This window comes from Oerskovia sp. NPDC057915 (assembly GCF_042887685.1).
Lineage (GTDB): Bacteria > Actinomycetota > Actinomycetes > Actinomycetales > Cellulomonadaceae > Oerskovia.
In genome coordinates this window covers 104,242-126,561 of the sequence record NZ_JBHVOS010000010.1, presented here as the reverse complement: position 1 = coordinate 126,561, position 22,320 = coordinate 104,242, and the positions used below count along the sequence as shown (strand labels likewise).

General features: G+C 73.6%; 20 protein-coding genes. 7 read left to right on the top strand and 13 right to left on the bottom strand.

Translation table 11 applies throughout. From position 1 onward, the window contains the following. Positions 1 to 38: 38 nt before the first annotated feature. A complete protein-coding gene (locus ACFVQ3_RS08875; protein ID WP_387637648.1) occupies positions 39 to 710 on the top strand; it encodes a GAP family protein in 672 nt (223 codons plus the stop codon). A gap of 67 nt (positions 711 to 777) precedes the next feature. Next, positions 778 to 1,614, top strand: coding sequence for a DUF427 domain-containing protein (locus ACFVQ3_RS08870; RefSeq protein WP_387637645.1), 837 nt, complete (start codon positions 778 to 780; stop codon positions 1,612 to 1,614). Positions 1,615 to 1,789: 175 nt separating this feature from the next. On the opposite strand, the gene ACFVQ3_RS08865 is transcribed toward ACFVQ3_RS08870, so the two are convergent. From ACFVQ3_RS08865 to ACFVQ3_RS08850, 4 genes are all read right to left on the bottom strand, one after another. Further along, on the bottom strand, positions 1,790 to 2,665 hold the full coding sequence (locus tag ACFVQ3_RS08865) for a hypothetical protein (protein WP_387637643.1): 876 nt from the start codon (positions 2,663 to 2,665) through the stop codon (positions 1,790 to 1,792). A 318-nt stretch (positions 2,666 to 2,983) separates the two neighbouring features. After that, positions 2,984 to 3,964 carry a cyclase family protein gene (locus ACFVQ3_RS08860; protein ID WP_387637640.1) on the bottom strand — a complete coding sequence of 327 codons (981 nt, stop codon included), beginning with the start codon at positions 3,962 to 3,964 and terminating at the stop codon, positions 2,984 to 2,986. Positions 3,965 to 4,056: 92 nt separating this feature from the next. Then, positions 4,057 to 4,371 carry a hypothetical protein gene (locus ACFVQ3_RS08855; RefSeq protein ID WP_387637637.1) on the bottom strand — a complete coding sequence of 105 codons (315 nt, stop codon included), beginning with the start codon at positions 4,369 to 4,371 and terminating at the stop codon, positions 4,057 to 4,059. A 182-nt stretch (positions 4,372 to 4,553) separates the two neighbouring features. Beyond that, on the bottom strand, positions 4,554 to 5,030 hold the full coding sequence (locus tag ACFVQ3_RS08850) for a hypothetical protein (protein ID WP_387637634.1): 477 nt from the start codon (positions 5,028 to 5,030) through the stop codon (positions 4,554 to 4,556). 179 nt (positions 5,031 to 5,209) lie between these two features. On the opposite strand from ACFVQ3_RS08850, the gene ACFVQ3_RS08845 reads away from it, so the two are divergent. After that, complete coding sequence (locus tag ACFVQ3_RS08845) at positions 5,210 to 5,824, top strand: 1-acyl-sn-glycerol-3-phosphate acyltransferase (RefSeq protein ID WP_387637632.1); 615 nt, start codon at positions 5,210 to 5,212, stop codon at positions 5,822 to 5,824. Positions 5,825 to 5,921: 97 nt separating this feature from the next. On the opposite strand, the gene ACFVQ3_RS08840 is transcribed toward ACFVQ3_RS08845, so the two are convergent. After that, on the bottom strand, positions 5,922 to 7,586 hold the full coding sequence (locus tag ACFVQ3_RS08840; RefSeq protein ID WP_387637629.1) for a bifunctional phosphatase PAP2/diacylglycerol kinase family protein: 1,665 nt from the start codon (positions 7,584 to 7,586) through the stop codon (positions 5,922 to 5,924). Between the two features lie 142 nt (positions 7,587 to 7,728). On the opposite strand from ACFVQ3_RS08840, the gene ACFVQ3_RS08835 reads away from it, so the two are divergent. Next, positions 7,729 to 8,397: a response regulator gene (locus tag ACFVQ3_RS08835; RefSeq protein WP_377677122.1), complete on the top strand. Its 669-nt coding sequence runs from the start codon at positions 7,729 to 7,731 to the stop codon at positions 8,395 to 8,397. 154 nt (positions 8,398 to 8,551) lie between these two features. On the opposite strand, the gene ACFVQ3_RS08830 is transcribed toward ACFVQ3_RS08835, so the two are convergent. The 7 genes from ACFVQ3_RS08830 to ACFVQ3_RS08800 form a co-directional block, all read right to left on the bottom strand. Then, complete coding sequence (locus ACFVQ3_RS08830) at positions 8,552 to 9,688, bottom strand: GAF domain-containing sensor histidine kinase (RefSeq protein ID WP_387637626.1); 1,137 nt, start codon at positions 9,686 to 9,688, stop codon at positions 8,552 to 8,554. A gap of 294 nt (positions 9,689 to 9,982) precedes the next feature. Beyond that, positions 9,983 to 10,579 carry a hypothetical protein gene (locus ACFVQ3_RS08825; RefSeq protein ID WP_387637623.1) on the bottom strand — a complete coding sequence of 199 codons (597 nt, stop codon included), beginning with the start codon at positions 10,577 to 10,579 and terminating at the stop codon, positions 9,983 to 9,985. Between the two features lie 140 nt (positions 10,580 to 10,719). Next, complete coding sequence (locus ACFVQ3_RS08820; RefSeq protein WP_387637621.1) at positions 10,720 to 11,943, bottom strand: hypothetical protein; 1,224 nt, start codon at positions 11,941 to 11,943, stop codon at positions 10,720 to 10,722. 56 nt (positions 11,944 to 11,999) lie between these two features. Further along, positions 12,000 to 14,183, bottom strand: a complete 2,184-nt coding sequence (locus tag ACFVQ3_RS08815; protein ID WP_387637619.1) for a hypothetical protein — start codon at positions 14,181 to 14,183, stop codon at positions 12,000 to 12,002. A 129-nt stretch (positions 14,184 to 14,312) separates the two neighbouring features. After that, positions 14,313 to 15,596 carry a nucleotide sugar dehydrogenase gene (locus ACFVQ3_RS08810; protein WP_387637617.1) on the bottom strand — a complete coding sequence of 428 codons (1,284 nt, stop codon included), beginning with the start codon at positions 15,594 to 15,596 and terminating at the stop codon, positions 14,313 to 14,315. A gap of 51 nt (positions 15,597 to 15,647) precedes the next feature. After that, the gene (locus tag ACFVQ3_RS08805; protein WP_387637615.1) at positions 15,648 to 16,967 is read right to left on the bottom strand and encodes a glycosyltransferase; all 1,320 of its coding nucleotides are present in this window, start codon (positions 16,965 to 16,967) and stop codon (positions 15,648 to 15,650) included. Continuing rightward, positions 16,964 to 17,095 (bottom strand): hypothetical protein, encoded by a 132-nt coding sequence (locus ACFVQ3_RS08800; protein ID WP_387637613.1) that lies wholly within the window; start codon positions 17,093 to 17,095, stop codon positions 16,964 to 16,966. The genes ACFVQ3_RS08805 and ACFVQ3_RS08800 overlap by 4 nt, the downstream gene beginning before the upstream one ends. A 328-nt stretch (positions 17,096 to 17,423) precedes the next feature. Here ACFVQ3_RS08800 and ACFVQ3_RS08795 point away from each other — a divergent pair, with 328 nt between their 5' ends. Beyond that, positions 17,424 to 19,064 carry a hypothetical protein gene (locus tag ACFVQ3_RS08795; RefSeq protein ID WP_387637611.1) on the top strand — a complete coding sequence of 547 codons (1,641 nt, stop codon included), beginning with the start codon at positions 17,424 to 17,426 and terminating at the stop codon, positions 19,062 to 19,064. A gap of 24 nt (positions 19,065 to 19,088) precedes the next feature. Here the strand turns inward: ACFVQ3_RS08795 and ACFVQ3_RS08790 are convergent, their stop codons facing one another. Further along, the gene (locus tag ACFVQ3_RS08790; RefSeq protein ID WP_387637608.1) at positions 19,089 to 19,619 is read right to left on the bottom strand and encodes a hypothetical protein; all 531 of its coding nucleotides are present in this window, start codon (positions 19,617 to 19,619) and stop codon (positions 19,089 to 19,091) included. A gap of 238 nt (positions 19,620 to 19,857) precedes the next feature. On the opposite strand from ACFVQ3_RS08790, the gene ACFVQ3_RS08785 reads away from it, so the two are divergent. Together ACFVQ3_RS08785 and ACFVQ3_RS08780 are read left to right on the top strand one after the other, a co-directional pair. After that, positions 19,858 to 21,669, top strand: coding sequence for a M15 family metallopeptidase (locus ACFVQ3_RS08785; protein WP_387637605.1), 1,812 nt, complete (start codon positions 19,858 to 19,860; stop codon positions 21,667 to 21,669). A 4-nt stretch (positions 21,670 to 21,673) separates the two neighbouring features. Continuing rightward, positions 21,674 to 22,195: a nucleoside deaminase gene (locus ACFVQ3_RS08780; protein ID WP_387637602.1), complete on the top strand. Its 522-nt coding sequence runs from the start codon at positions 21,674 to 21,676 to the stop codon at positions 22,193 to 22,195. Positions 22,196 to 22,320 lie beyond the last annotated feature (125 nt).

Below are 22,320 nucleotides of genomic sequence, written 5' to 3'. Positions count from 1 at the left end.
GGCGCGCCGGGTGTCGCGTCCGACGCTACGGTGACGACGTGAACACCGTGGCCGAGGTCGTCGGCGCAGCGCTCCCCCTCGCGGTCGCCGTCGCGCTCAGCCCGCTGCCGATCATCGCGCTCGCGCTGCTCCTGACCTCGCACCGCGGCAGGTCGTCGGCCGTGCTGTTCGTCGCGGCACGGCTCGTGACGCTCGGTGTCCTGCTCGGTGTCGTCGTGGCGGCGTCCGACTACGTCGAGCACCTGCTGGGGTCGAGCGGGCTGCCTGCCGGGGTGCGGCTCGTCCTCGGTCTGTCGCTCATGGCGCTCGGGCTGACCCGGTGGCGGCCGCGCCCCGAGGGGAAGGACGCGGACCTGCCCGGCTGGCTCGCCTCGATCGCCGACGCGTCGCCGTCGCGCAGCCTCGTCCTCGGCGCCCTGGTCACGGTCGCCAACCCCAAGGAGCTCGCGTTCGTGCTCGCCGCGGGCATCACCCTAGGTGGGGCCTCGCTCGGGGTCGCCCAGGAGGTCGTGGTGGTGCTGGCGTTCGTGGCGGTGGGCGGGCTGACGGTGCTGCTCCCTCTGCTCGCGGCGCTCGTCGCTCCCGAGCGTGTCGGGCCGTCGCTCGACCGGCTCCGCGAGTGGCTGACCGTCAACATGAAGCTCGTCATGGGCGTGCTGCTGCTCGTCATCGGGGCGACGGTCGCGGGCGGCGCGATCGGGGACCTGTAGGTCGCCCGTCGACACCGTCGTCTCCTCGGGCCTTGCGGCCACCACGCACCGGGCGCACCCTGAGGGCATGGCCACGTCATGGGTCGACCGCTGGCGGCTGGAGCTCGATCAGCTGCGATGGTTCCCCGCGGCCCAGGAGATCCGGGCGGTGCGGCGGGAGGAGCCGGAGGACGTCGTGATCCGCTCGACGTCGGCCCGTCTCGTCTGGGAGCCGTGGCGGCTGCTGCCGGTCTACGCGGTCCCCGCGGCGGACGTGCACGCGCCCCTCGTCGAGGGCGAGCACCAGGGCGGGCAGGTGCGGCACGGCCTGATCCCGCACCCGCTGCACTTCGAACGACACACCTGCCCGGGGACCGAGCTGTGGCCCGACGGCGCGGACGAGGTCGAGGGCGGTGCGGCCGCCCCGTTCTTCCGTCCCGACGACAAGGACCTCTCCGGGCACGTCCTGGTCGACTTCCAGGCGTTCGACTGGTTCGCCGAGGACCAACCCCTGGCAGCCCACCCCCGCGACCCCTTCAAGCGGGTCGACGTCGTGCCCAGCTCGCGCCACGTCGTCGTCTCCCTGGGCGGCGCGGTGCTCGCCGACAGCGACCGGGCCATGGCGCTCACCGAGACGTACCTGCCGCTGCGGTGGTACGTCCCGCGCGAGGACGTGCGCTGGGAGGCCCTGACACCGAGCCCGACCACGAGCGACTGCGCCTACAAGGGGCACGCCCGCTACTGGTCGCTCGCGTCGGGCGACCCCGACGGCGCGGACATCGGCTGGAGCTACGAGGACCCGTTGTCCGACGGCGAGAGGGTGCGCGGGTACGTCGCGTTCTGGTGCGAGCGCACCGACCTCACGCTCGACGGCGTGGAGATGCCGCGGCCCGAGAGCCTGTTCTTCCCCCGAGGGCGACGCTGACCGGAGCGGCCCCGGCACCTCCCACTCCCACTCCCGGTGCCGAGGGCGCCCGGTGCCGAGCATGCGGTTGTCGTCGCGAATGCCCCGGATACGGACGCCAACCGCATGCTCGCCTGACGCCAACCGCATGTTCGGCGAGCCGGGGCCACCGGCGGGGCGGCAGGCCCGCCCGACCTCAGCCCACGCGGACGCTCAGCACGAGCTGCTCGCCGACGTCGAGCCGGACGTCCGAGAGCGTGACGCCCGGCGGCAGCGAGGACGCGAGGTCGATCCGCTTGCCGTCGACCTCCTCGAGCTTCCCGCGCACGGCCAGGAGGAGCGCCGCGACGACCGGGTTGCGGCTCGTCGCGCCGATGTTGCTCAGGGTGAGGACCATGGCCTGGTCGATCTCGGCGGTCGCGGTGATCTGGGCGCTCGCGGACAGGAAGCCCTTGCGGATCTTCGCGGACGCCACGATCGACGCCGCCCGGGGGCCGCGGGACGTCAGGTCCACGTCGAGCGACGTGAGGGTGAAGCCCTGGTCCGCGAGGGCCTTGGTCGCGAGCTCGCGGACCGTGGTGACGAGCGCGTCGCGGCTCGCCGCTGCGCGCAGGTGGCCGCTCACGGGGTGCTCGGTGCTCTGCCCGGACTCCTCGATCGAGAGCGACCCGTCGGCTCCCTCGACCCAGGTGAAGCGCAGGTCGCGGATCTCGGCGTCGAGGTCGACCGCGACACCGGCGAGCGTGACCGGGTGGCCCTGGGCCCGGATCGTCCGGGCGACCGCCTCCTCGCGCGCGGTCACGTGCTCGACGTTCTCGGCCGGGTCGGGGGCGTCGGCGGCACCCATCGCGCGGACGACGAGCCCGGTCACGTCGACGTCGAGGCTCTGGACGTCGGGGCTGCCGGGGACCGTCGCGGCGTCGATGCGGACGCGGTCGAGGCCTGTGGCGTGGTCGCCCAGGTTCCTGGTCATGACCTCGCGCAGCCGGTCGGCGAGCGCGGGGCCGGTGTCCGGGCGTGGGGCACGGCCGAACGGGAGGACGTCGTGGGCGGGGCTCTGGTCGTCGGACATGCGGTGAGCCTACGACGAGGGCGACGGACACGACTGCCGAGGGTGACGCAGATGCCCGCCGAGGGTGACGTGCGTGCAGGCCGAGGGTGACGCTCGTACCCACCGAGGGTGACGCTCGTACCCGTCGAGGGTGACCGAGCGATCCCCCTCGACGTGCCATCTGGTCACCATCGGCAAGCAGTGGCGTCACCCTCGGCAGGGAGGACGGTCACCGTCGGCGTCCGGCAAGGTCACCCTCGGCGGGGAGGACGGTCACCATCGGCAAGCAGTTGCGTCACCCTCGGCGGGGAGGACGGTCGCCGTCGGCGTCCGGCGAGGTCACCCTCGGCGAGCAGTGACCTCCGCGAACGCCCGCACCGGGAACGTCCCGAACCCCTCCACCTTGGGCGGCACGGCCGTGAAGCGTGCACCTCGCGGCGGCACGTCGCCCAGGTTCGTCAGGTGCTCGACGACGTGGATCCCCGCCGCGAGGAGCAGCGAGTGCGCGGGGCGTGCCCCGCCGGACGTCACGGGGTCGGTGTCGTCGATGTTCAACGAGTCGATCCCGACGAGCACCACGCCCGCGTCGACGAGGTGCTGCGCACCGGCCTCCGTGAGGAACGGCGCGGGCTCGCCGTAGGCGGGAGTGCCGAAGTGCCTGTCCCACCCGGTCTGGAGCAGGACCGCGCTCCCGGCGAGGTCGCGGTCGAGGAAGACCTCGGCGCCGATGCCGCGAGCACCGCCCCGCGAGGGGTCGACGACCTCGCTCAGCCGGAAGACCTCGGCGGGCAGCCCGACGAGGGTCTCGAGCTCGAGCCCGGACAGGTCGGTCCCGCCGTCGTACCGGTGGAAGGGGCTGTCGAGGTAGGTCCCGGTGTTGCCGATCATCGTCAGCACGTCCATCGCGAACTGCGTCCCGGGCGCGTACCTCGCGACGGAGTCGGAGCGCGTCAGGAAGGGCGTGATGGTCGGTGCAGGCAGGCCAGGGTAGGTCACGAGGCCCTCTCGCACGGTGTGGCTCAGGTCGACGAGCCGCACCGCGCGGGGAGTGCCGTCGCCCTCGGCACCAGCGCGGTCACCCTCGGCGTCCACGGCACCACCCACCCCGCGGCTCCCCACGTGCGCTTCCTCGACGATCGTCAGCCCCGTGATCTCGACCGACCCGACCAGCGCGAGGCCGAGGTGGCGGACGAGGAGGCGAGCGACGTCGTCGGGCTGGAGATCACCCGACGGGACGTCGAGGCGGAAACCCTCCGTGCGGAGGCTGCCGCCGTTGGCGAAGGTCACGTGGGCGTCGAAGTGCGCGCGCTGCTCGGTCATCACCGGAGTCTCGCACCGCGCGCGGGCCCTCGGGAAGACGCAGCGAGGCCGCCGCCCCCCGGAGGGGTCGACGGCCTCGTGGCGACGGGAGGTCAGTACGTGCTGAGCTCGCCCGACGAGGCCACGACGACGATCAGGACGATGTAGAGGATCCAGCCGATCGTGCCGATCACCGTGAAGATGATGCTCAGGATGAGGCCCCACTTGGCGAGCTGGTTGTCGAAGCCGGCCTCGCGGGACTTCTTCCGGGCGATCGCGCTGACGACGATGCCTGCGACCGCGAAGACGAAGGCAAGCACGAAGCCGACGATGCCGAGCGTCTTGCCCGGGTCCTCGACAGGGGCGCCGTAGTACTGCGGGGCGGGAGCGGACTGCGGTGCCTGCGGGGCGCCGTAGGGGGTGGTCATGGGGGTTTCTCGTTTCTCTCGCGCGCCCGGCCGTTGTCGGGTGCGTGGGGGCCGTGGCGGCGGGCGCCACGAAGTGCGGTGCTCATTCTGGAGGAGAACGGCACCGTTGCCCAGGGGGATTTCTCCCCGTGCGGGTGAAAAACGAGACCCAGCTCCCCGGGGACGGGGAACGGGGCAGGCGGTCAGGACGCGGCGCGGCTCGTCTCGCCCCGGAGGTGGTCGATGGTGTTCTGCACGTCGCGCAGCGTCGAGCCGACGTCGGCGCCCTGTGCCACGGTCTTGTCGGCGACGTAGCGGAGCTGGGCCGAGGCTGCGTCGAGCGCGACCTGGGCGTCGGTGAGGGCGAGGGCGGCGCGTCCGTCGCCGTACTCGTCGGTCGCGGCCTGGGCGAGCGCGGCGTTGGCCTCGTCGGTCGCGGCCTGAGCGTTCCCGACGGCGTCCTCGACCTCGCTGCGCAGACCGGCCGGCAGGGTGGAGAGCTGGGTGGTGGCCTTCTCGAGGTCCAGGCCGATCGAGTCGACCTGACACTGGGTGTCCTCGAGGAACTGGGTGACCTCTGCGGCCGATGCGGTCGCGCTCAGCGGCAGCATCATCGCCAGGGCGAGGAAGCTGGCGGCGGCGAGCCGGGCGGCTGGTCCTGATGTCTTCGGCGACGTCATGTCGAGAAGTCTGCACGGCGAACCTGGGAAAAGACAGGGAGGACATGGACAGCTGGTGGAGATTTCGCCCACAGTCGTGGGGGCGGGGCGCACGGGCCGTGCCGGCCGTGACGGCGCGTCCGCCCGGGTAGCGTTGCCGTCGTGCCCCACCCCGCAGCCCCCGCCCTCGAGGCGACCCGATGATCCGCCGCGCCCTGGCGCGCGCCTACTGGGCCGTGAGCCGGTGGACCTTGCGCACCGAGCAGCCTCCGACCGACCGGCCCGGCATCCTCATCGGCGCCCCGCACACGTCCAACTGGGACTTCGTGCTCATGCTCGCGATCTCGACGAGCGTGGGTGTCAGGGTCCGCTGGCTCGGCAAGCACACCCTGTTCAAGGGCGTCATGGGGCCGTTCGCGCGGGCCCTGGGCGGCATCCCGGTGGACCGGTCGGACCCCAGCCGAGTCGTCGACGACATCGTGTCGCGCGTGCGCAGGGGCCAGGTGTTCTCGCTCGTCATCACGCCCGAGGGGACGCGCAGCAAGGGTGAGTACTGGAAGTCGGGCTTCTACCGGATCGCGCGTGAGACGAGCATGCCCGTAACGCTCGGCTACGTGGACCGCACGACCATGACCGCGGGGCTCGGCCCCACGCTCGAGCTCACGGGAGACGTGCGCGCCGACATGGACGTGGTCCGCGCGTTCTACGCGGACAAGGCCGGGTTCGACCCGTCGCGGCGCACCGAGCCGCGCCTGCGCGAGGAGGACCGGCCGGCGCCGGACGCGACCACCGGAGAGGTCGGCCCGACCGTCTGACGGACGCGGCGCCGTCGGGCCTGCTGGTCGCCTGCCCGACGGCGCAGCGCACGTCGCGTGCACCAGCGCGCCTCGCGTCGCCCTCAGCCGGCCGCCCTCAGCCCGCCGCAGGGTCGGTCGGCGCATAGACACGCAGGCCGCCGGGCACCATGGTGAGCGTCGCGTCGGTGACCCTGCCCCCGTCGAGCTCGAGCGTCTCGCCGTCGTGCGCGAGGATCACCGCGTCGTGGGGGGTGCCGTCGCCCAGGCGCAGCGAGAGGTCGGGCGTGGTCCAGGCGTCGAGCGCCAGGTGACGTTCGAGGGGCCGCACCCGCTCGGCCACCGAGGACGCGCCGCCGCCCGCGACCGTCTCCAGGAACAGGCGCGCCCTGCTGTACCGCTTCTCGGCGCGGCCCGTGCGGACGTCGAGCACACCGTCGTCGAGCCGGACGCGCTCGACCGGCGCGAGGTTCTGCGGGACGTACCGGTTGACCCCCGCGAAGAAGGACCAGTAGGACCCGACGACCCCGTCGACCGACACCTTCAGCGGGGCCGCGGCCCGCAGCACGCGCGCCGTGGCCCAGACCGTCGCCGGCCACTTCCCGAGCCGCTTCTCGGCACGTTCGCGCTGCGACACGAGCTCGGGGTAGATGCCGAGCGAGAACGTGTTGAGGACCGTGACCGGGTCGCGCCCGTCGACGCGGAGCTCGGCGACGTCGACGCTCACGCCGGACCCGGTCCGGACGGCCTCGACCGTCGCGGACATCGACGTGAGGTCGGCCGCCTTGGCGAAGTGGTTGAGCGTCCCGCCGGGGAGGACCACGAGCGGGAGGTCGTGGTCGCGCGCGGCGCCCGCGGCGGTCGCGACGGTCCCGTCGCCGCCGCTGATCCCGAGGGCGAGCGCCGGGCGGGTCGCACCGGACCCGCCGGACTCCCGGGACCCGCCGGCGTCCTCGCCGCGTGCCGCCCGGTCGTAGATCTCGCGCAGGTCGTCGCCCTCGGCGAGCACGTGCACCCGGGCCTTCGGGAGGTCTCGGCCGAGGACCTCGAGCGGGTCCTCCTTGAGGATCCGTCCGGACCCGGCAGAGGTGTTGACGACGACGAACAGGCCCTCGCCGTCGGGGAGCGCGGGCACGTCGGCGCGCGGCCCTGCGGGCACGTCGGGCCCGGGACCCGGTGGGGAGGGGACGAGCCACCGACCGAGCACCGCGAGCCCGACCCCGAGCGCCGCGCCCCCGACGACGTCCGAGAGCCAGTGCGCGCCCACGTGCAGCCGCGAGTACATGACGGCCCCCGCGACGGGAGCCACGACCAGGCCGGCCGCGGGCCACTCCAGGGCCACGCCCGCGGCGAACGCCCCCGCGGTGGCCGAGTGGCCCGACGGGAACGACGGCGTCGTCGGGTAGCGGCGCAGGCGCCGCACGAGGGGAAGCGGGTCGGCCGAGGGGCGGTCGCCCCCGAACAGCCCCTTGCCGAGCAGGTTCGCGGTCGCGCTCGCGGCGGCGACGCTCACGAGCCCCCGCACCGCGGCCCGGCGTCCGCGCGCACCGGTCGCGGCCAGCCCCGCACCGAGCCCCATCCACAGGACGCTGTGGTTCGCGGCGGTCGTGAGACGCACGAGCGCCGCGTCGGCACGGGGCCCGAGCTGCCGCCGGTACGTCCGGTCGTTCATGCGGCGGTCGAGGCGGGCGACGGCCGGGAACGCCTCGTGGGGCTTGACGAGCCCCGTGAAGCGCGGCTTCCGTCGCGGGGTCTGGGGTGGCGGGACGGGAGCGGACGACATCCAGCCACGGTAGGACGGTCGCGCCCCGCGCGCCCACCCACGCCGTGCCGAGGGACCCCGCGCACCCGGGGGAGCGGCGCCGTCGGGCATCTTCGTGCGGCCCGGCACCCTCGTTCTGACACAACTCCGATAAGTTCTCCCTATGGGCACCACCCCCGACCCGATCCGGGTCTTCCTGCTCGACGACCACGAGGTCGTCCGCCGCGGCGTCGCCGCCCTCCTCGAGGCCGAGGACGACATCACCGTGGTCGGCGAGGCCGGTACCGCCGCCTCGGCGCTGACGCGGATCCGCGCCGTCCGGCCCGACGTGGCCGTGCTCGACGTGCGCCTGCCCGACGGTTCGGGCGTCGAGGTCTGCCGCGACGTGCGCTCGGAGATGCCGGAGATCGGCTGCCTCATGCTCACGTCGTTCGCGGACGACGAGGCGCTGTTCCAGGCGGTCCTCGCGGGCGCCTCGGGCTACGTCCTCAAGCAGATCCACGGCTCGGACCTCGTGGGGGCCGTGCGGACCATCGCGGGCGGCGGCTCGCTGCTCGACCCGGTCAGCACCGCGCGCATCCTCGACCGGCTGCGCACGCCGCAGGCCCAGGAGGTCGACCGTCTCGAGGGGTTGTCGCCACAGGAGCGCCAGATCGTCGACCTCATCGGCGAGGGGCTCACGAACCGGCAGATCGGCGAGCGCCTGTTCCTCGCGGAGAAGACCGTCAAGAACTACGTGTCGCACATCCTCGCGACGCTCGGGCTGCAGCGCCGTACGCAGGTCGCGGTCCTGGCGACCGAGCTGCGCACGGAGGACCGCCCGCGCGGCTGAGCCCGCACGGTTGAGCCCGCACGGGCCGCAGGGCAGCGCCCGACGGCGGGGCGTGCGCGGGTGCGCGGGTCGCCGTGGGCGCGAGCGCGTCACCGTCGGTGACGTGGTCCGTCACCCTCGGCGGTCTGGGTGGTCACCCTCGGTCGTGAGGGCCTCAGGCGTTCGGGATCCGCCACACGAGCGCTGTACCGCGTCCGGCCGGCTCGGCTTCCGCCGGCCCCACGGCGAGCGTCCCGCGCAGCGCCTCGGCGCGCGTCGCGAGGTTGTGCAGGCCACCGCGGTGGTCGCCCGCGTCGACCCCCTCGCACCCGATCCCGTCGTCGACCACGGACAGCGTGATGGCGTCGTCGGTCACGCGCAGCCGCACGTCGACGCGCGACGCGCGCGCGTGGCGGGCCACGTTGGTCAGGGCCTCGCCGACGACGACCACGAGCTGGTCCGCGACCTCGGCGGGCACGAGCGACGAGTCGTCGCTCTCGATGATGATCGACGGCGAGAACCCGAGCGCGGACGTCACGGCACCCGCGGCCGCGGTCAGTCGCTCCTGGAGGCTCGCCTCGGGGGGAGTGGTGGCCTGGAGCGCGAAGATCGTCGAGCGGATCTCGCGGATCGTGTCGTCGAGGTCGTTGACGGCCTCCTCGACGCGCGAGCGCACGAGCTCGTTCTCGATGTGCTTGGTCGTGCTCATGAGGGTCATCGCGGACGCGAAGATGCGCTGGATGACGACGTCGTGCAGGTCGCGCGCGATGCGCTCGCGGTCCTCGAGCACGGCGACGCGGCGCCCGTCCTCGTACAGGCGGGCGTTGTCGACGGCCACGCCCGCGGCGGCCGCCAGGGCTCGGACGGCGGCCTCGTCGTCGCGCGTGAAGGGTGAGCCGTCGCGCTTGTCGGTCAGGTACAGGTTGCCGTACACGGAGTCGCGGACCTGGATGGGGACCCCGAGGAACGTGTGCATGGGCGGGTGTCCGGCGGGGTATCCGGACGCGGCCGGGTAGCCCTCGATCTTGTCGACGCGCAGCGGGTGCGGGTTGCGGATGACCTCGCCCAGCAGGCCGTGCCCGTGGGGCCAGTGGTCGATCGCCTCGACCTCGGAGTCCTTCATGCCGACGGGGACGAACCGTCCGAGCCGGTCCCCGTCGCGCACGCCGAGCGCCCCGTACCGGGCCCCGGTGAGGTCCATCGCGGCCTCGACGATGCGGCGGAGCACGGTGTCGAGGTCGAGGTTGCTCGTGATGGCGACGACGGCGTCGAGCACGCGGTGCGCGACGGCAGAAGGAAGGGACTCGGTCACCCACATGAGTCTGTCAGACGTTCGGGCCGGAGCGGGCCTCGGCAGGACCGGCACGACGCCCTGGTGCGCGTCGTAGGTCTTCAGGTAGTCCAAGACAACCCCCTCGATCTCCGTGAGCTCCGGGTGTGTCCCCGGCCGGCCGGCGGGTGGCCGGCCGGCCGGGGAAAGAGCGACGGCCCTCCGGGAGGTGACCGGGAGGGCCGTCGGGCGGGGCAGGGTCTCGCGTTCCCTGTGGTTCCCCGCGTCTTCCTGGGTGTATCGCCGTGGCGAGCGGATCGCGTCGCCGAACCGGGATCAGACCAACCAGGAGTTCTTGCGGACGAGCGGCAGGCTCTTCCACTGTCGGCCGAGGCCGAGGGTGTCACCGGCGCCGATCATGGCCAGCGAGATGATCGCGAGGGCCTCGACGACGTGGCTGTCGATGATCGGGTTGGTGGTCAGGGGCAGGGAGGCCAGGTACATGAAGCCGAGGAGGACGGTCCCGGCGATCGCCGCGACCCGCATCCCGATCCCGAGCATCAGGGCGAGCCCGATGCCGAGGAGGCCTGCCATGAAGAGCCAGTCGGCCCAGGCGGCACCGGCCATCCCGTTGAAGAGTCCGGCGAACGGTCCCTGGACGCCTCCGAGGAAGCCGGCCGTGGGGCTGCCGCCGTTGATCCAGGCACGCTCCGAGGGGGTCGAGAACCCGAGCCCGAAGGTCTTGTCGAGGAAGGCCCACACGAAGTAGAAGCCCATGACGATCCGGAAGATCCCCAGGACGATCTGGGTCGGGAGGGTTCCGCGGACCGCGAGGCTCGCGGTCGTGGTGGCTCCCGTGACCTCGTGAGGGACGGCACGCACTGCTCGGGCCGAGCGGGCCGAGCCGGCCGGACGTTCGATCGTTGCACTCATGTCGTCTGTCTTCCTCTCCAGGACCGGATCCCCATCCGGTGCGTTGACTCCATTCCACCGGAGCGGGAGGTTCCGTACCCGGGGCGAAGGTCGAGGAACGCGGGGGACCTAGGTCCTCTCCCGCCGGGACCAGCGGGGCGTCAGGGGAACGCGGGATACCCGCCCGACGGCGTGGGTCCCCATTCGCGCTCGGCCCACGCGACGGCGTCGGACAGGACGGTCGCGATGCTCGGGGCGACGTCGCGCAGGTGCTCGGCGCCCCACCTCCAGCGGGACGTCACGAGCTGCCGGTACGACGGCGACCTCCCCTCGGGCCCGACGTGCGGGCGGTCCGCGACCGCACCCTCGAGCAGCCAGCCCGTCATGGCGAGGATCCAGCCGGCGCACGCGAGCAGGACGTCGCGGGTCCAGGCGGGCTCGACGACGGCGTCGGGCCGGTGCCTGCCCAGGCCCGTGGTGAATGCGGCGAGGAGCCCGTCGGTCAGACCGGGGGGTGGGTCGAACACGCACCAGCACGTCGAGAACGGCATGAGCGCGTACGCGGCGTCGAGCGCGGGGTGGTGGACGTTCGTGTCCTCCAGGTCGAGGAACACCCACCCGGCGGGCGTACGGACGGCGTTGTCGGGGCACGTGTCGCCGGGGGAGACGACGGCGGCGCTCCCCTCGGCGCGCAGGCTCGCGACGGCCTCGAGGTCGTCGTGCACGAACGCGAGCATCGCGTCGAGCGGTTCGCGCACGAGACCCGTGGGGGTGGGCAGGGCCTCGACGAGCCGGTGCACCCCGGCGCGGGCGTCCGCGTCGAGGTCCCACCCCTTGACGACACCGCGGGCCGCGAGCTCGGCCGAGAACCGCTCGACGTGCCGCCCGGACGCCCCTGCGAGCTCGCCGAGCGCTGTCGCCCACTCGTGCGCGCCCTGCCAGGCCGCGTCGCGGTCGTCGCCGAGCAGGAGGTCGGCGAGCGTGGGACCGTCGCCGACGTCGCTCATGACGATCAGCCGGTGGGCCTCGTCGACGGCCAGCAGGACGGGGGTGTGGTCGAGGGTCAGGAGCCCTGCGACCTCGTGCTCGAACGGCAGGCCGTGCACGCCCGGGCCGTCGAGGAAGCGCTTGACCACGACAGAGCTGCCCGGTGCGTGCGCCGCGGCGCGGGTCGTGTCGAGGCGGTCGTCCGTGAGCCCGGCCACGACGCGGGCGCGGACGACCAGGGACCGCGCCGACCCGCCGAGGGCGTCGGGCTCGGCGAGCGCGGCGCCGAGGGCGATGCCGGCGAGCGCGAGGGTCTCGTCGAGTTCGGGCGCGGGGGGCTGCGCAGCGGCCCGCGGGGGCGTCGGTGCGGGCGCGGGCGTCGGGGCGACGGAAGGCATGCCTCAGTCTGCCCGCCGGGTGTCGCGCGGTCCACGGTTCGAGCGGCGCGAGGCGCTCAGGGTCGCGCTGCTCGTCGCGCGACGAGCGTCGACGCTCCCGCCGCGAGGCAGATCAGGGCCACCCACGCCGTTGTCAGGGAGTCGGAGCCGGTGCTCGCGAGGACGGAGGCACGGGTGCCGGTGCCTGTCCTGCCGTCACCGGGTGCCGTCTTGGCGGCGACGGTGACCTGTGCACTCGCCGTGTCGTCGCCGGGGTCGTCGTCAGGGGTGCTGGAGGTGACGGCAGCGTCGAGCGGAAGGATCGTGCCAGCAGGTGTCGCAGCGTCCACACGGAGAGAGACGGGGACGAGGACCTGGTCGCCGGGGGCGATGGTCCCGGCGGTGCACGTGACGACCGTGCCGCTCGCGGGGCACGCGGCGGCGAGCTCGATCACGGCCGCGCCCGGGCTGCCCGTCCCGCCGGCGTTGAGGAACGTCGTGCCCGGGGGGACGTGGGTCACGACCGTGACGTCCGTCATCGGGACGTCGCCGGTGTTGGTCACCGTGAGGGTGTGGTCGAGCTGCGATCCGGCGGTGACGGTGGCGGGTGCGTCGAGGGAGACGGCGAGGTTGCCCGTGGTGGGGGTGGGGCCGACGACCGGGAGCGAGGTCGCGGTCGCGGAGTCGTTCGAGGGATCGAGGTCCTGTGCGGAGGTCGTGACGACGGCGGTGTTCGAGAGGGCCGTCCCGGCCAGGGCGGGGTCGTCGACGCGCAGGACGACCGCGCCGGTCCATGTCTGGGTGGCCGTGAGGATCCCCAGGGCGCACGTGACCCGCACGGTGTCGGCAGTGCACCCGTCCGGGCCGTCGACGTAGCTCGTCCCCGGGGGCAGCGTGTCCGTGACCTCGACGTCGGTCGCGTCGTCCGGTCCTGCGTTGGTCACGGTCAGGGGCCAGGTCGTCTCCCCGCCCACCCGGGGCGGGTCCGCCGGGGCCGACTTGGTGACCTGGACGTCCGCGACCCCCAGGGTGGGGCCGGCGTCGGCGCTCGTGTGGTTGTCGTCGTAGCTCGGGTCCTGCACGTCGCCGTAGGCGCTCGCGGTGTTGGTGAGCGTCGTGCCCACGGGCGTGTCGGCCGAGACCTGGGTCCAGACCCGGACCGTGGTCGAGGCGCCGGAGCCCAGGGCGCCCAGGGTGCACTGGGCGTAGGAGTCACGCAGCTCGATGCCCGCCGGGGCAGGAAGGCCCGCGACGGATGACTCGCACGTCGCGCCCTCGACACGGTCGAGGTGCAGGTAGGCGCCGGGGAAGTCGTAGAGCCACACGGTCCCGGCGGGATCCGGTCCGGCGTTGGACACCGTGACGTCCCAGGCGATCAGGTCCCCCGCGACGACGGGGTCCGTGCCCACGAGCGCCTTCGTGACGGAGATGTCCGCGATCCGTGGCGGGGTCTGGGTCCAGCCCGCGAGGCGGAGCACGGTCGAGTCGTACGTGTACGCCTTGGGGCCGTCGGGGCCGGTCGCGGAGAAGTGCACCCAGGTGTTCGAGGCGACCGAGGGGTTCGAGGCGTTGCCCGTGTAGGTGTATCCCAGGGTGCAGGTCCCGCCCACGGGGATCGGTGCGGCGCACGTACCCGGGTCCAGCGCGAAGTCGGGGTCCTGCCCGCCGGTGTCCAGCGCGGACAGCGGGACGCTCGCGAGGTTGGTGAACGTCACGCTCTGGGGAGCGCTCGTCGTTCCTGGGGCGGCCGTGAAGCTCAGCGCACGCGGGTCCCAGTCCAGTGCCCGGACGACTGCGTTGTACGTGACGTACTGCTCGGTCGTCGCGGGCCCTGCGGCGCCCGTCGCGTCCCAGGTACGACCGCCCCAGACGCCGTTCGCGGGCGCGAGGGACACGTTCGGGTTGAACGTCACGGTCATGGTGCAGACCTGGCCCGCGGTCAGGGTCACCGTGCCGTTGAAGACCGACAGGCCGGGGCAGGCTCCGCCGCTGACCTCGCTCAGCCACCGGTCGGGTCCGGGCGTGTACCACCCGCTCGTCGACAGCGTCGTGTCCTGCACCGCGGTCAGCGTGTAGGACAGGGTGATGCTCGGGTCGCCGAACCGCACGTCCTGCCCGAAGTCTAGCGTCGTGTCGGACACCGTCACGTAGTCGGTGAACTCGGCCGCGGAGGCCGGGGGCGCGAGCATCACGGCCCCGCCCAGACCCAGCAGCACCGCCAGGCCCGCGGCGGCGGACCGCCACGCCGAACGTGCGCTCATCGTGCCCCCGGACGTTCCTGCATCGTTGGAGAGACCTGGTTCATGGTGCCATCCGGCGTCTCTGCTCGCTCTCCGGGGGCAGCGGGACCGTTCCGTGCGTCCGGCCCGGGGGCCGTCGTCGGCCCGGCCTCACAGCAGGGCGGTGAGCTCGAGGCGGGCGGGTACCTGGTCCGGGCCCAGCGCCGGGGTGATCGCCACGACCAGGCCGTCGTCGCCCGCGAGCACGTCGAGGTCGGCGGTCACGGCGTGCGCGAACCGTTCGTGCACCACGGCCACCACCACGACGGACGACGGGTGGGGCCCGCCGAGGGTGCGCGCGGCGCCTTCCGGGTCCACGAGCCGGTCGAGCACGACGACGTCGAAGCCGCGCTCGCGCAGGGCGCTCGCGACCCGCAGCGGCCCGGAGTTGCGGGTGTCGTCGACGCCCGCCTTGTAGGTCGAGCCGTAGATCACGACGCGCGGTCGCTCGTCGCGGTCGCTCACGAGCGCCTCGATGCGGGTCGCCAGACGATCGTGCTGGCGGTCGTTGGTCGCGCGTGCCGAGGCCGTCGCCGTCATGTCGACTCCGAGCCGGGCCGCCTGGTCGAGCAGGTAGTAGGGGTCGACGGCGATGCAGTGGCCACCGACCAGGCCCGGGCGGAAGTCCGCGAACGTCGGCTTGGTGCGGCACGCCGCGAGCACCTCGCGGAAGTCGATGCCCCGGGCCAGGGCGTACTCGTTCATCTCGTTCAAGAACGCGATGTTGACGTCGCGCTGGGTGTTCTCGACGATCTTGGTCAGCTCGGCCGCCTCGAGGGTCGAGACGGCCACGAGCCCTGCATCGATGAGGGGGGCGTAGAGGTCCCACGCTGCCTGGAGCGACGCCTCGTCGATCCCGCCGACGACCTTGGCGATCCGGGGGATCTCGGTCTCGCCGGGGGACACCCGTTCGGGGGAGAACGCGAGGTGGAAGTCGCGCCCGGCGACCAGGCCCGAGCCCGCCTCGAGGATCGGGGCGCACACCTCCCGGGTGGCGCCGGGATGCACGGTCGACTCGAGCGAGACGAGGTCGCCGACCCGGAGCACGTCGCCGATGTCGCGGCACGCCGCCTCGACGAAGGACAGGTCGGGTGATCGGTGGTCGTCGACGGGTGTGGGTACGGCCACGACGTACGCGTCGCAGGGCCCGGTCCGGGGCAGGGAGGCGACGACGGTGAAGGTGGCGCCGTCGGCGGCGTCGACCGACCGTGCCTCGCTCTGGGCCTGCTCGCGGCGGCCGGGGGCCACGTCGTAGCCGACGACCCGATGACCGTGGCGGTAGAGCTCCAGGGCGAGCGGGCGCCCCACGTAGCCGAGCCCGACGACGGCCACCGCGCGCAGGCGTGGTGGCCGGCCGTTCCCGGTGGCGAGGCGGTCGAGGGTCGTGGAGGACACGTGCGGCTCCCTGTGCGTCGGAGGCGACGTCCTGAGGCGTCGATGGGCAGGTCAGGACGGAAGGGGTGCGGCGCGATCGCGCACCGAGACCTCGACGCCGTCCTTGCGCGTGCCCCAGGTGCCCGAGCGCAGGGTGGCCAGGGCGTAGAGACGGAGCCAGACGAGCAGGCCGATGTGCAGGAGGCCGTACAGGGGTGCGAGCGCGAACCCGTAGAGCACCTCCCGGCGGGACTTGCGGATGCCCGTGACCTCGAAGTAGCGGGTCGAGCGGGCGTAGGCGAGCAGTGCGGTGTAGACCAGGTACGGCCCGATCAGGAGCGTCCCGGTCAGGATCGGGTTGACGACGATCGCCAGGACCAGCGCGCACGTGAACGTGAACCACGTGCCCAGCTCGATCGCGGTCAGCCAGAACGCCGGGCGGCCGCTCGGCTGGTTCAGGAGGGCCCAGACGGACTCCCGGAAGAAGGACTTGTTCCAGCGGACCTGCTGGCGGACGTAGTGGCCCAGGCGTTCGGGGACCGCGGTGAACGCGACGGCGGTCGACTGGAAGACCGACCTCCCCTCCATGAGCGCGTAGTTGGTCATCCGCCGGTCGTCGCCGAACACGGCCGGCTTTCCCAGGAAGGTCTGGTTGAGGAAGTCCTCGCGGTACTTGCGCACCACGGTCGTGCGGTAGAAGGCCAGCGAGCCGCAGGCGCACAGCACGGCGCCGAGCGACGAGTAGGCTGCCCGCTCGAACAGGAAGCCGTTCGCGTACCGCACGTCCATGAGCCGCGTGAGCACGTTGGTGTCGTGGTTGAGCGGCAGGACGAGGCCGGTCGACGCCATGACCTGCGGGTCGAGCATCGGGGTGAGGCCCTCGGCCACGGCCAGCGGGTCCAGGACGGTGTCGGAGTCGACGCCGAGCAGGACGTCGGCGTCGGGCTGGGCGTCGAAGGCCGCGATCAGGCCCTGGCGCTTGCCGCGGTTCTCGTCGAACCGCACGACCTGCATCGCGATCCCGACGTCGGCGAAGCGGTCCACCCAGCGGTCGGCCTCCTCGACGGCACGCAGGTCGGACGAGCCGTCGTCGACGACCACGACCGACTGCGGGCGCCGGGTCTGGTCGTACAGGGACTTCAGTGTGCGCGAGAGGAGCGCCGGGTCCTCGTTGAAGCTCGGGACCGCGACCCCGACGCGCAGGGCGTCGAGCTGCGCCTGGTCCTCGGGCGTGGTCACGGTCGCGTCCTTCGCACGCCAGGACAGGATCATCTTGGCGGCCAGGAGCGACATGATCGCGACGCCGTACCAGGACGGACCGCCCGCCTGCCACCACATGAACGCGGCGCTCGTGACGACGACCGCGAGCGAGAGGACGCCGAGCGGCTTCACCGTGCCTTCCGGCGGTGGATGCGCCGCGCGACGAACAGCAGCGATCCGCCGACGACGACGAACAGCGCGGCCACCCACCAGGCGTCGAAGACGATGGGACCGAGGACCATGGCGCCGAGTCCTGTCATCGCCAGCTCGTTCTCGTACATGGGGTCCCTCTCGTCCGGGCGGGGTGGTCACCCCGTCGGTGCTCGGGTCAGCAGGAGCAGGCATCGGCGCGAGACCGAGGATCGACGCCGGACCGTCGTGCCGTCGTCGGGCCGGGGACGACCGCCCCCCGTGGAGGGCCGCGACCGTGCCGCCCTCGATCTCAGCGTGCGCCGCCCGGACACCGCCCGCAACCTCTCGTGCACCCGTTGCCGGGACGGTCCGGCGCAGCTGCCGGGCTCGGTGCGCCCCGGCCGACGGTCGGGCGCTCCCTCCTTGCGGGTGCGGCGTCCGGGGTCTGGCGCGAGCATGAGGGCACCACCAGTCCTGGGAGGCGCCGTGGTGCACCCGAGGCAGACGATCCCTCCGACCAGCGCGGCCGACGACGGCCACGGCGTGTCGGCCTCGCCCGAGCAGGCCTCGCCCGAGCTGCGCGGCGCCGTCCGCGTGCGCTCGGGCGACCGCCCGGACGAGGCGCCGCGACGGGACCTGCTCCGGGCGCTGCCGACGGGGGTGCTCGGCCTCCTCTGGTTCCTCTGGGGTGCGGGGGCCCACCCGCTCCAGGGCGACGAGTACGCGACCTGGCACGCGGCATCGCTGGACGTCGACGGCCTGGGACGGCTCATCGCCCACAAGGACCTGGTGCAGGCGCCGTACTACGCCGTGATCCACGTGTGGATCGACGCCTTCGGCGACTCGGAGCTCTCGCTGCGAATGCCGTCGGTCCTCGCGCTGGCGGCAGCGACGTACCTGGTCACCGTCCTGGGCTTCCGGCTCGCGGACCGGGCGAGCGGCTACGTCGCAGCGGTGCTCTTCGTGCTGGTCCCGAGCATGACGGACCTGGCGCAGTTCGCCCGAGGCTACGCGCTGGCCGTGCTCCTGACCGTCGCTGCGACGCTGGCCTTCCTCGCGGCCCGGCGCACGGGCCGCGCGTGGCGGTGGGGCGTCTACGGCCTGCTCCTGGTCCTCCTGGCGGCCGCGCACCTCCTGGCCCTGTCCGTCGTCGTCGCGCACGCGGCCCTTCTGCTGCGTCGAGGCACTCCGCGCAGCGTGCGCCTCGCGTTCTGGACGGTGGTGGGAGCGGTCGCCGTGCTCCTGGTCCCCGCCGTGTGGTGGGCGCACGGACAGGCCGACCTCATGCTGAGCTGGAACGTCGTGACCGAGGAGTCGTTGCGCAGCTACGCCTACCAGCTCGTGCACTCCCGGGCCGCGGCGACGGGGCTCGCGGTCTTCGCCGGGATGGGGGTCCTGGTCCTCGCCAGGAGGCCGGACCGCGGGCCCCTCGTGCTGCTGCTCTCCTGGGCGCTGCTCCCGCCGGTCGTCCTGCTGCTGGCGTCGTGGAGCGCGCCGCTCTTCTACTACCGGTACCTGCAGTTCACGGTGCCGGCGATCACCCTCCTCGCGGGCATCGGGCTCGTCGGTGGCCTGCGCGAGCTGTCCGGCAGACGGACCGCCTGGGCGCTGCCGGCGGTGGCCCTCGTCCTGTGCGCCACGGCGTGGTCGGTCTGGGGGGACCAGCGGTGGGCTCGCAGTGCCGACCGGTCGGACCGGCCCGACGTGGCGGGGGCGTCCGAGGTCGTCCTGGACCGTTCGGCACCGGGCGACGTGGTCGTCTTCGGTGACCAGGGCGACCGCACCCGGACGCCCTTCGACCATGCAGCGCGGGACCGCGCCCAGCGTCCGCGCGACGTGCTGGTGGAGAGGACCGGCGCGGTGTCCGGCTGGTTCGGGGCGACCGAGTGCGGCCAGCCCGTCGAGTGCCTCGGGGACCCCGCCCGCATCTGGCTGATGAACCTCCCGGCGGCCGACGACCCCTTATCAGGGCTGGACCCGGACCTGCGCCTCCACCTGGTCGAGGGCTACCGGATCGTGCAGCGGTGGGACCTCACGGGGACCCAGGTGGTCGAGCTCGTCCCGAAGGACCCGGCCGGTGGCGCGGGGAGCGGATAGCGCCCGCGCCACCGGTGCCGGCCGTCAGGACGTCGCGCCCTCGACGTCCTGCGAGAACTTCTCGACCTCGCCGCGCAGGTCGTCGAGCGAGGTGCTGACGGCCTGGTCGGCCGACTTCACGGCCTCGGACGCCGACTGGAGCTGCGCCGACGCCTCGTCGAGCCGCGCACGGGCGTCCGCGACGCGCTGCTCGGCCTGCGCCCTGGTCTCCTCGGTCGCGGTGGCCGCTTCGTCGAGGGCGGTCTGGAGGTCCGCCGACGCGGTCTTGGCCGAGGTCACGGCCTCCTCGACCTGTGCTCGCTGGTCGGCGGGCAGCGAGCCGAGCGAGTCGACGAGCGACTGGACGTCCCCGCCGATGGCCTCGGCCTGAGCCTTGGCGTCGTCGACGAGCTGGTCGAGCTGGTCGCTCGAGATGGAGATCTCCGGGATCGTGATGCTGCCGTCCTCGCCGCACGCCCCCAGCACGGACGTGGACAGGACGAGCGCGAGACCGACGGCGGCGCTCCGGCGGGTGCGTCGGGCGCGTGCGGTGTGCTGCGTTGCGTGGTTGTCCATCACCCCATTGTGCAGACCTCCGATGAGAAGTCACCCATGAAGTTCCCAGACAAGGGTGGCGCGCACGCCCGAACTCCCTCAGGCTGGAGTCTGACCGTGTTCGCAGATACCCTCGCACGGTCGAACGTCGCAGAACGGACATGGGAGTCTCGTGGTGACCTTGCCGACGCACCGGGTGCGTTCCAGCGGCCCAGGAGGCCGGCACGGCGCGTCTCGCGCCGAGCCCGCCACCAGCGTCGTGCCCGCTACCGCTGCCGACACGGTCGTGCTCGACGACGCGGTCGAGCCCGCCCGTCCCGCGCCCGTGCCGGGGCACGACGTCGAGGCCCGTCATGCACGGCGCCCGGCGCGAGCGGTCCCCATGATCCTCTCGTCGACGCTGGTCCTCGGGTCGGCCATGACGGTCGGTTTCGTCGGGTCCTCGATCGCCCACCAGGAGGCGTGGTCGGTGCAGTACGCGGCGGAGGAGCCCGTGGCCGGCGCCGCGTTCGGCGTGCAGCCGCAGGCCTACGAGCCGCCCAGCGAGGACGTCCAGCTCGACCGTGTGGTCAAGATGCTCGACCGTTCCGACGAGGTGATCGGCGCCGATGCCGCGGTCTCGGAGACCGTTCTGCAGGCACGGTCGGAGCTCGGCATGCTGCTCGCGACCTACCAGGCGCAGCAGGCTGCGGCCGGGGGAGGTTCGCGGGGTTCGGTCGACGCCCCCGGGCCCGTCGCGCCCGGTGCCCTGCCCGGGGAGGACCTCGCGACGCCCGCGGCGCCGACCCCCCTCACCCCGACGACGCCGGAGGCCCCGGCCGCTCCGGCCGAACCGGCTCCTTCGGGCGGGTCTGCTGCGCCGGGCACCGTCGACGGGCAGACGACGGCCGTCGTCCCGGTCGGCCCGGGGGTCCAGCCCGCCGCGAACCCGGTGGACCCGCAGCCCACGACACCCGCGGAACCGGCCGACGGCGCAGCGGACGGCTTCGACCCGGAGGCCGGCTCCGCGGCGGACCCGGCCACCGACCCCGGCGACCCGGCCACCGATCCCGGGGCCCCGGGCACCGACCCCGGCGACCCGACCGACGACGAGGCCCCGTCGCACGAGGGCCTGGTGACGATCGACGACGTCGTCGTCGCCGCCACCCAGCTCGCCGAGCTCATGGGGCCCGCGTACGCGCTCGCGGCCGTGGGAGTCGTCCCGGCGGACGGCGTGGTCCCCACGGGCGGCACCCTGGCCGACCAGCTCGCCGCGGCCGTCGCGAGGTACGCGGGCAGCACGGCGCAGTACGCCAACGGTCAGCTCCCCGACTCGGCGCTGTGCCCGCTCGCCTTCGCGCCCGGGCAGAGCCTGCGCTGCGACGCCGCCGAGCAGCTCGAGGCGCTCGCGGCCGAGTACCAGAAGGCGTTCGGCAAGCCGCTGCGCATCACGGACTCGTACCGCAGCTACGACGACCAGGTCGCGGTCAAGGCGGCCAAGCCTTTCCTCGCCGCCGTCCCCGGTACGTCCCAGCACGGGTGGGGCCTCGCGATCGACGTCGGCTCCCCGGTCTCGACCGGGAAGAGCGCCGAGTACCTGTGGATGCGCCTGCACGCCCCGGACTACGGCTGGGACAACCCCACGTGGGCGCGCCCCGACGGGCGCAAGCCCGAGCCGTGGCACTTCGAGTTCTACGCGGCCGGGGCCATGCCGGACCGGTACGCACAAGGAGCCGAGGGGACACGGACGGCGCCTCCCGTGCCGACGACCCCCACCTCGCCCACAACCCCTCCACCAGCGCCCGCGCCCTCGCCGACGACCCCGGCTCCGACGCCGACCCCGACGACGCCGGTCCCGACGGACCCGCCGCCGACGCCGACCCCGACGCCGACGGAACCGACGCCCACCCCCACCCCGACGACGCCGGACCCGACTCCCACCACGCCGGTGCCGACCCCGGACCCGACGGACCCGCCGACGACCCCGACCCCGTCTCCGAGCACGCCGACACCGAGCACGCCGGCGCCGAGCGAGCCGGCCGCTCCGGCGACCTCGCCGACGAACATCCCGGCGCCGACCGCGGTGTCCTAGGCCCATGACCACCCCGGCCGTCGAACGTCCCGACGTGCGCGACCACGGGTTCCTCCGGGTGTGCGTCGACCTCGCCCGGGATGCGCTCGACGCGGGCGACGAGCCGTTCGGTTCGGTGCTCGTCGACGCCGGGGGGACGATCCTGCGGTCGGACCGCAACCGGGTCCGCGGCGGCGACGCGACCCAGCACCCCGAGCTCGCGCTCGCCCGCTGGGCGGCCGAGCACCTCGACGCCGAGCAGCGCCGGACGAGCACGGTCTACACCTCGGGCGAGCACTGCCCGATGTGCAGCGCGGCTCATGCGTGGGTCGGGCTCGGACGGATCGTGTATGCCGCGAGCAGCGCGCAGCTCACCGGGTGGCGTGCGCGGTGGGGTCTGCCACCCGGGCCCGTCGCGCCCCTGCCGATCCACGCCGTCGCGCCGGGGGTCGCGGTGTCCGGTCCGGACCCGGCCCTGGCGGACGAGGTGCGGGCGCTCCACGCGCGTCTGCTGGGCGTGGACGATCACGGGTCCACGAGCCCGTAATCGGCTCGCGGGTCGCCCGTGCGACCCCGTAGGGTGGCCCTCATGTGGATCTGAGCCTGCTCGCGAGACCCCCTTCCTCCTCGCGCTCCGACGTCGCCCCGCGACACGACGTCCTCGTCGTGCCC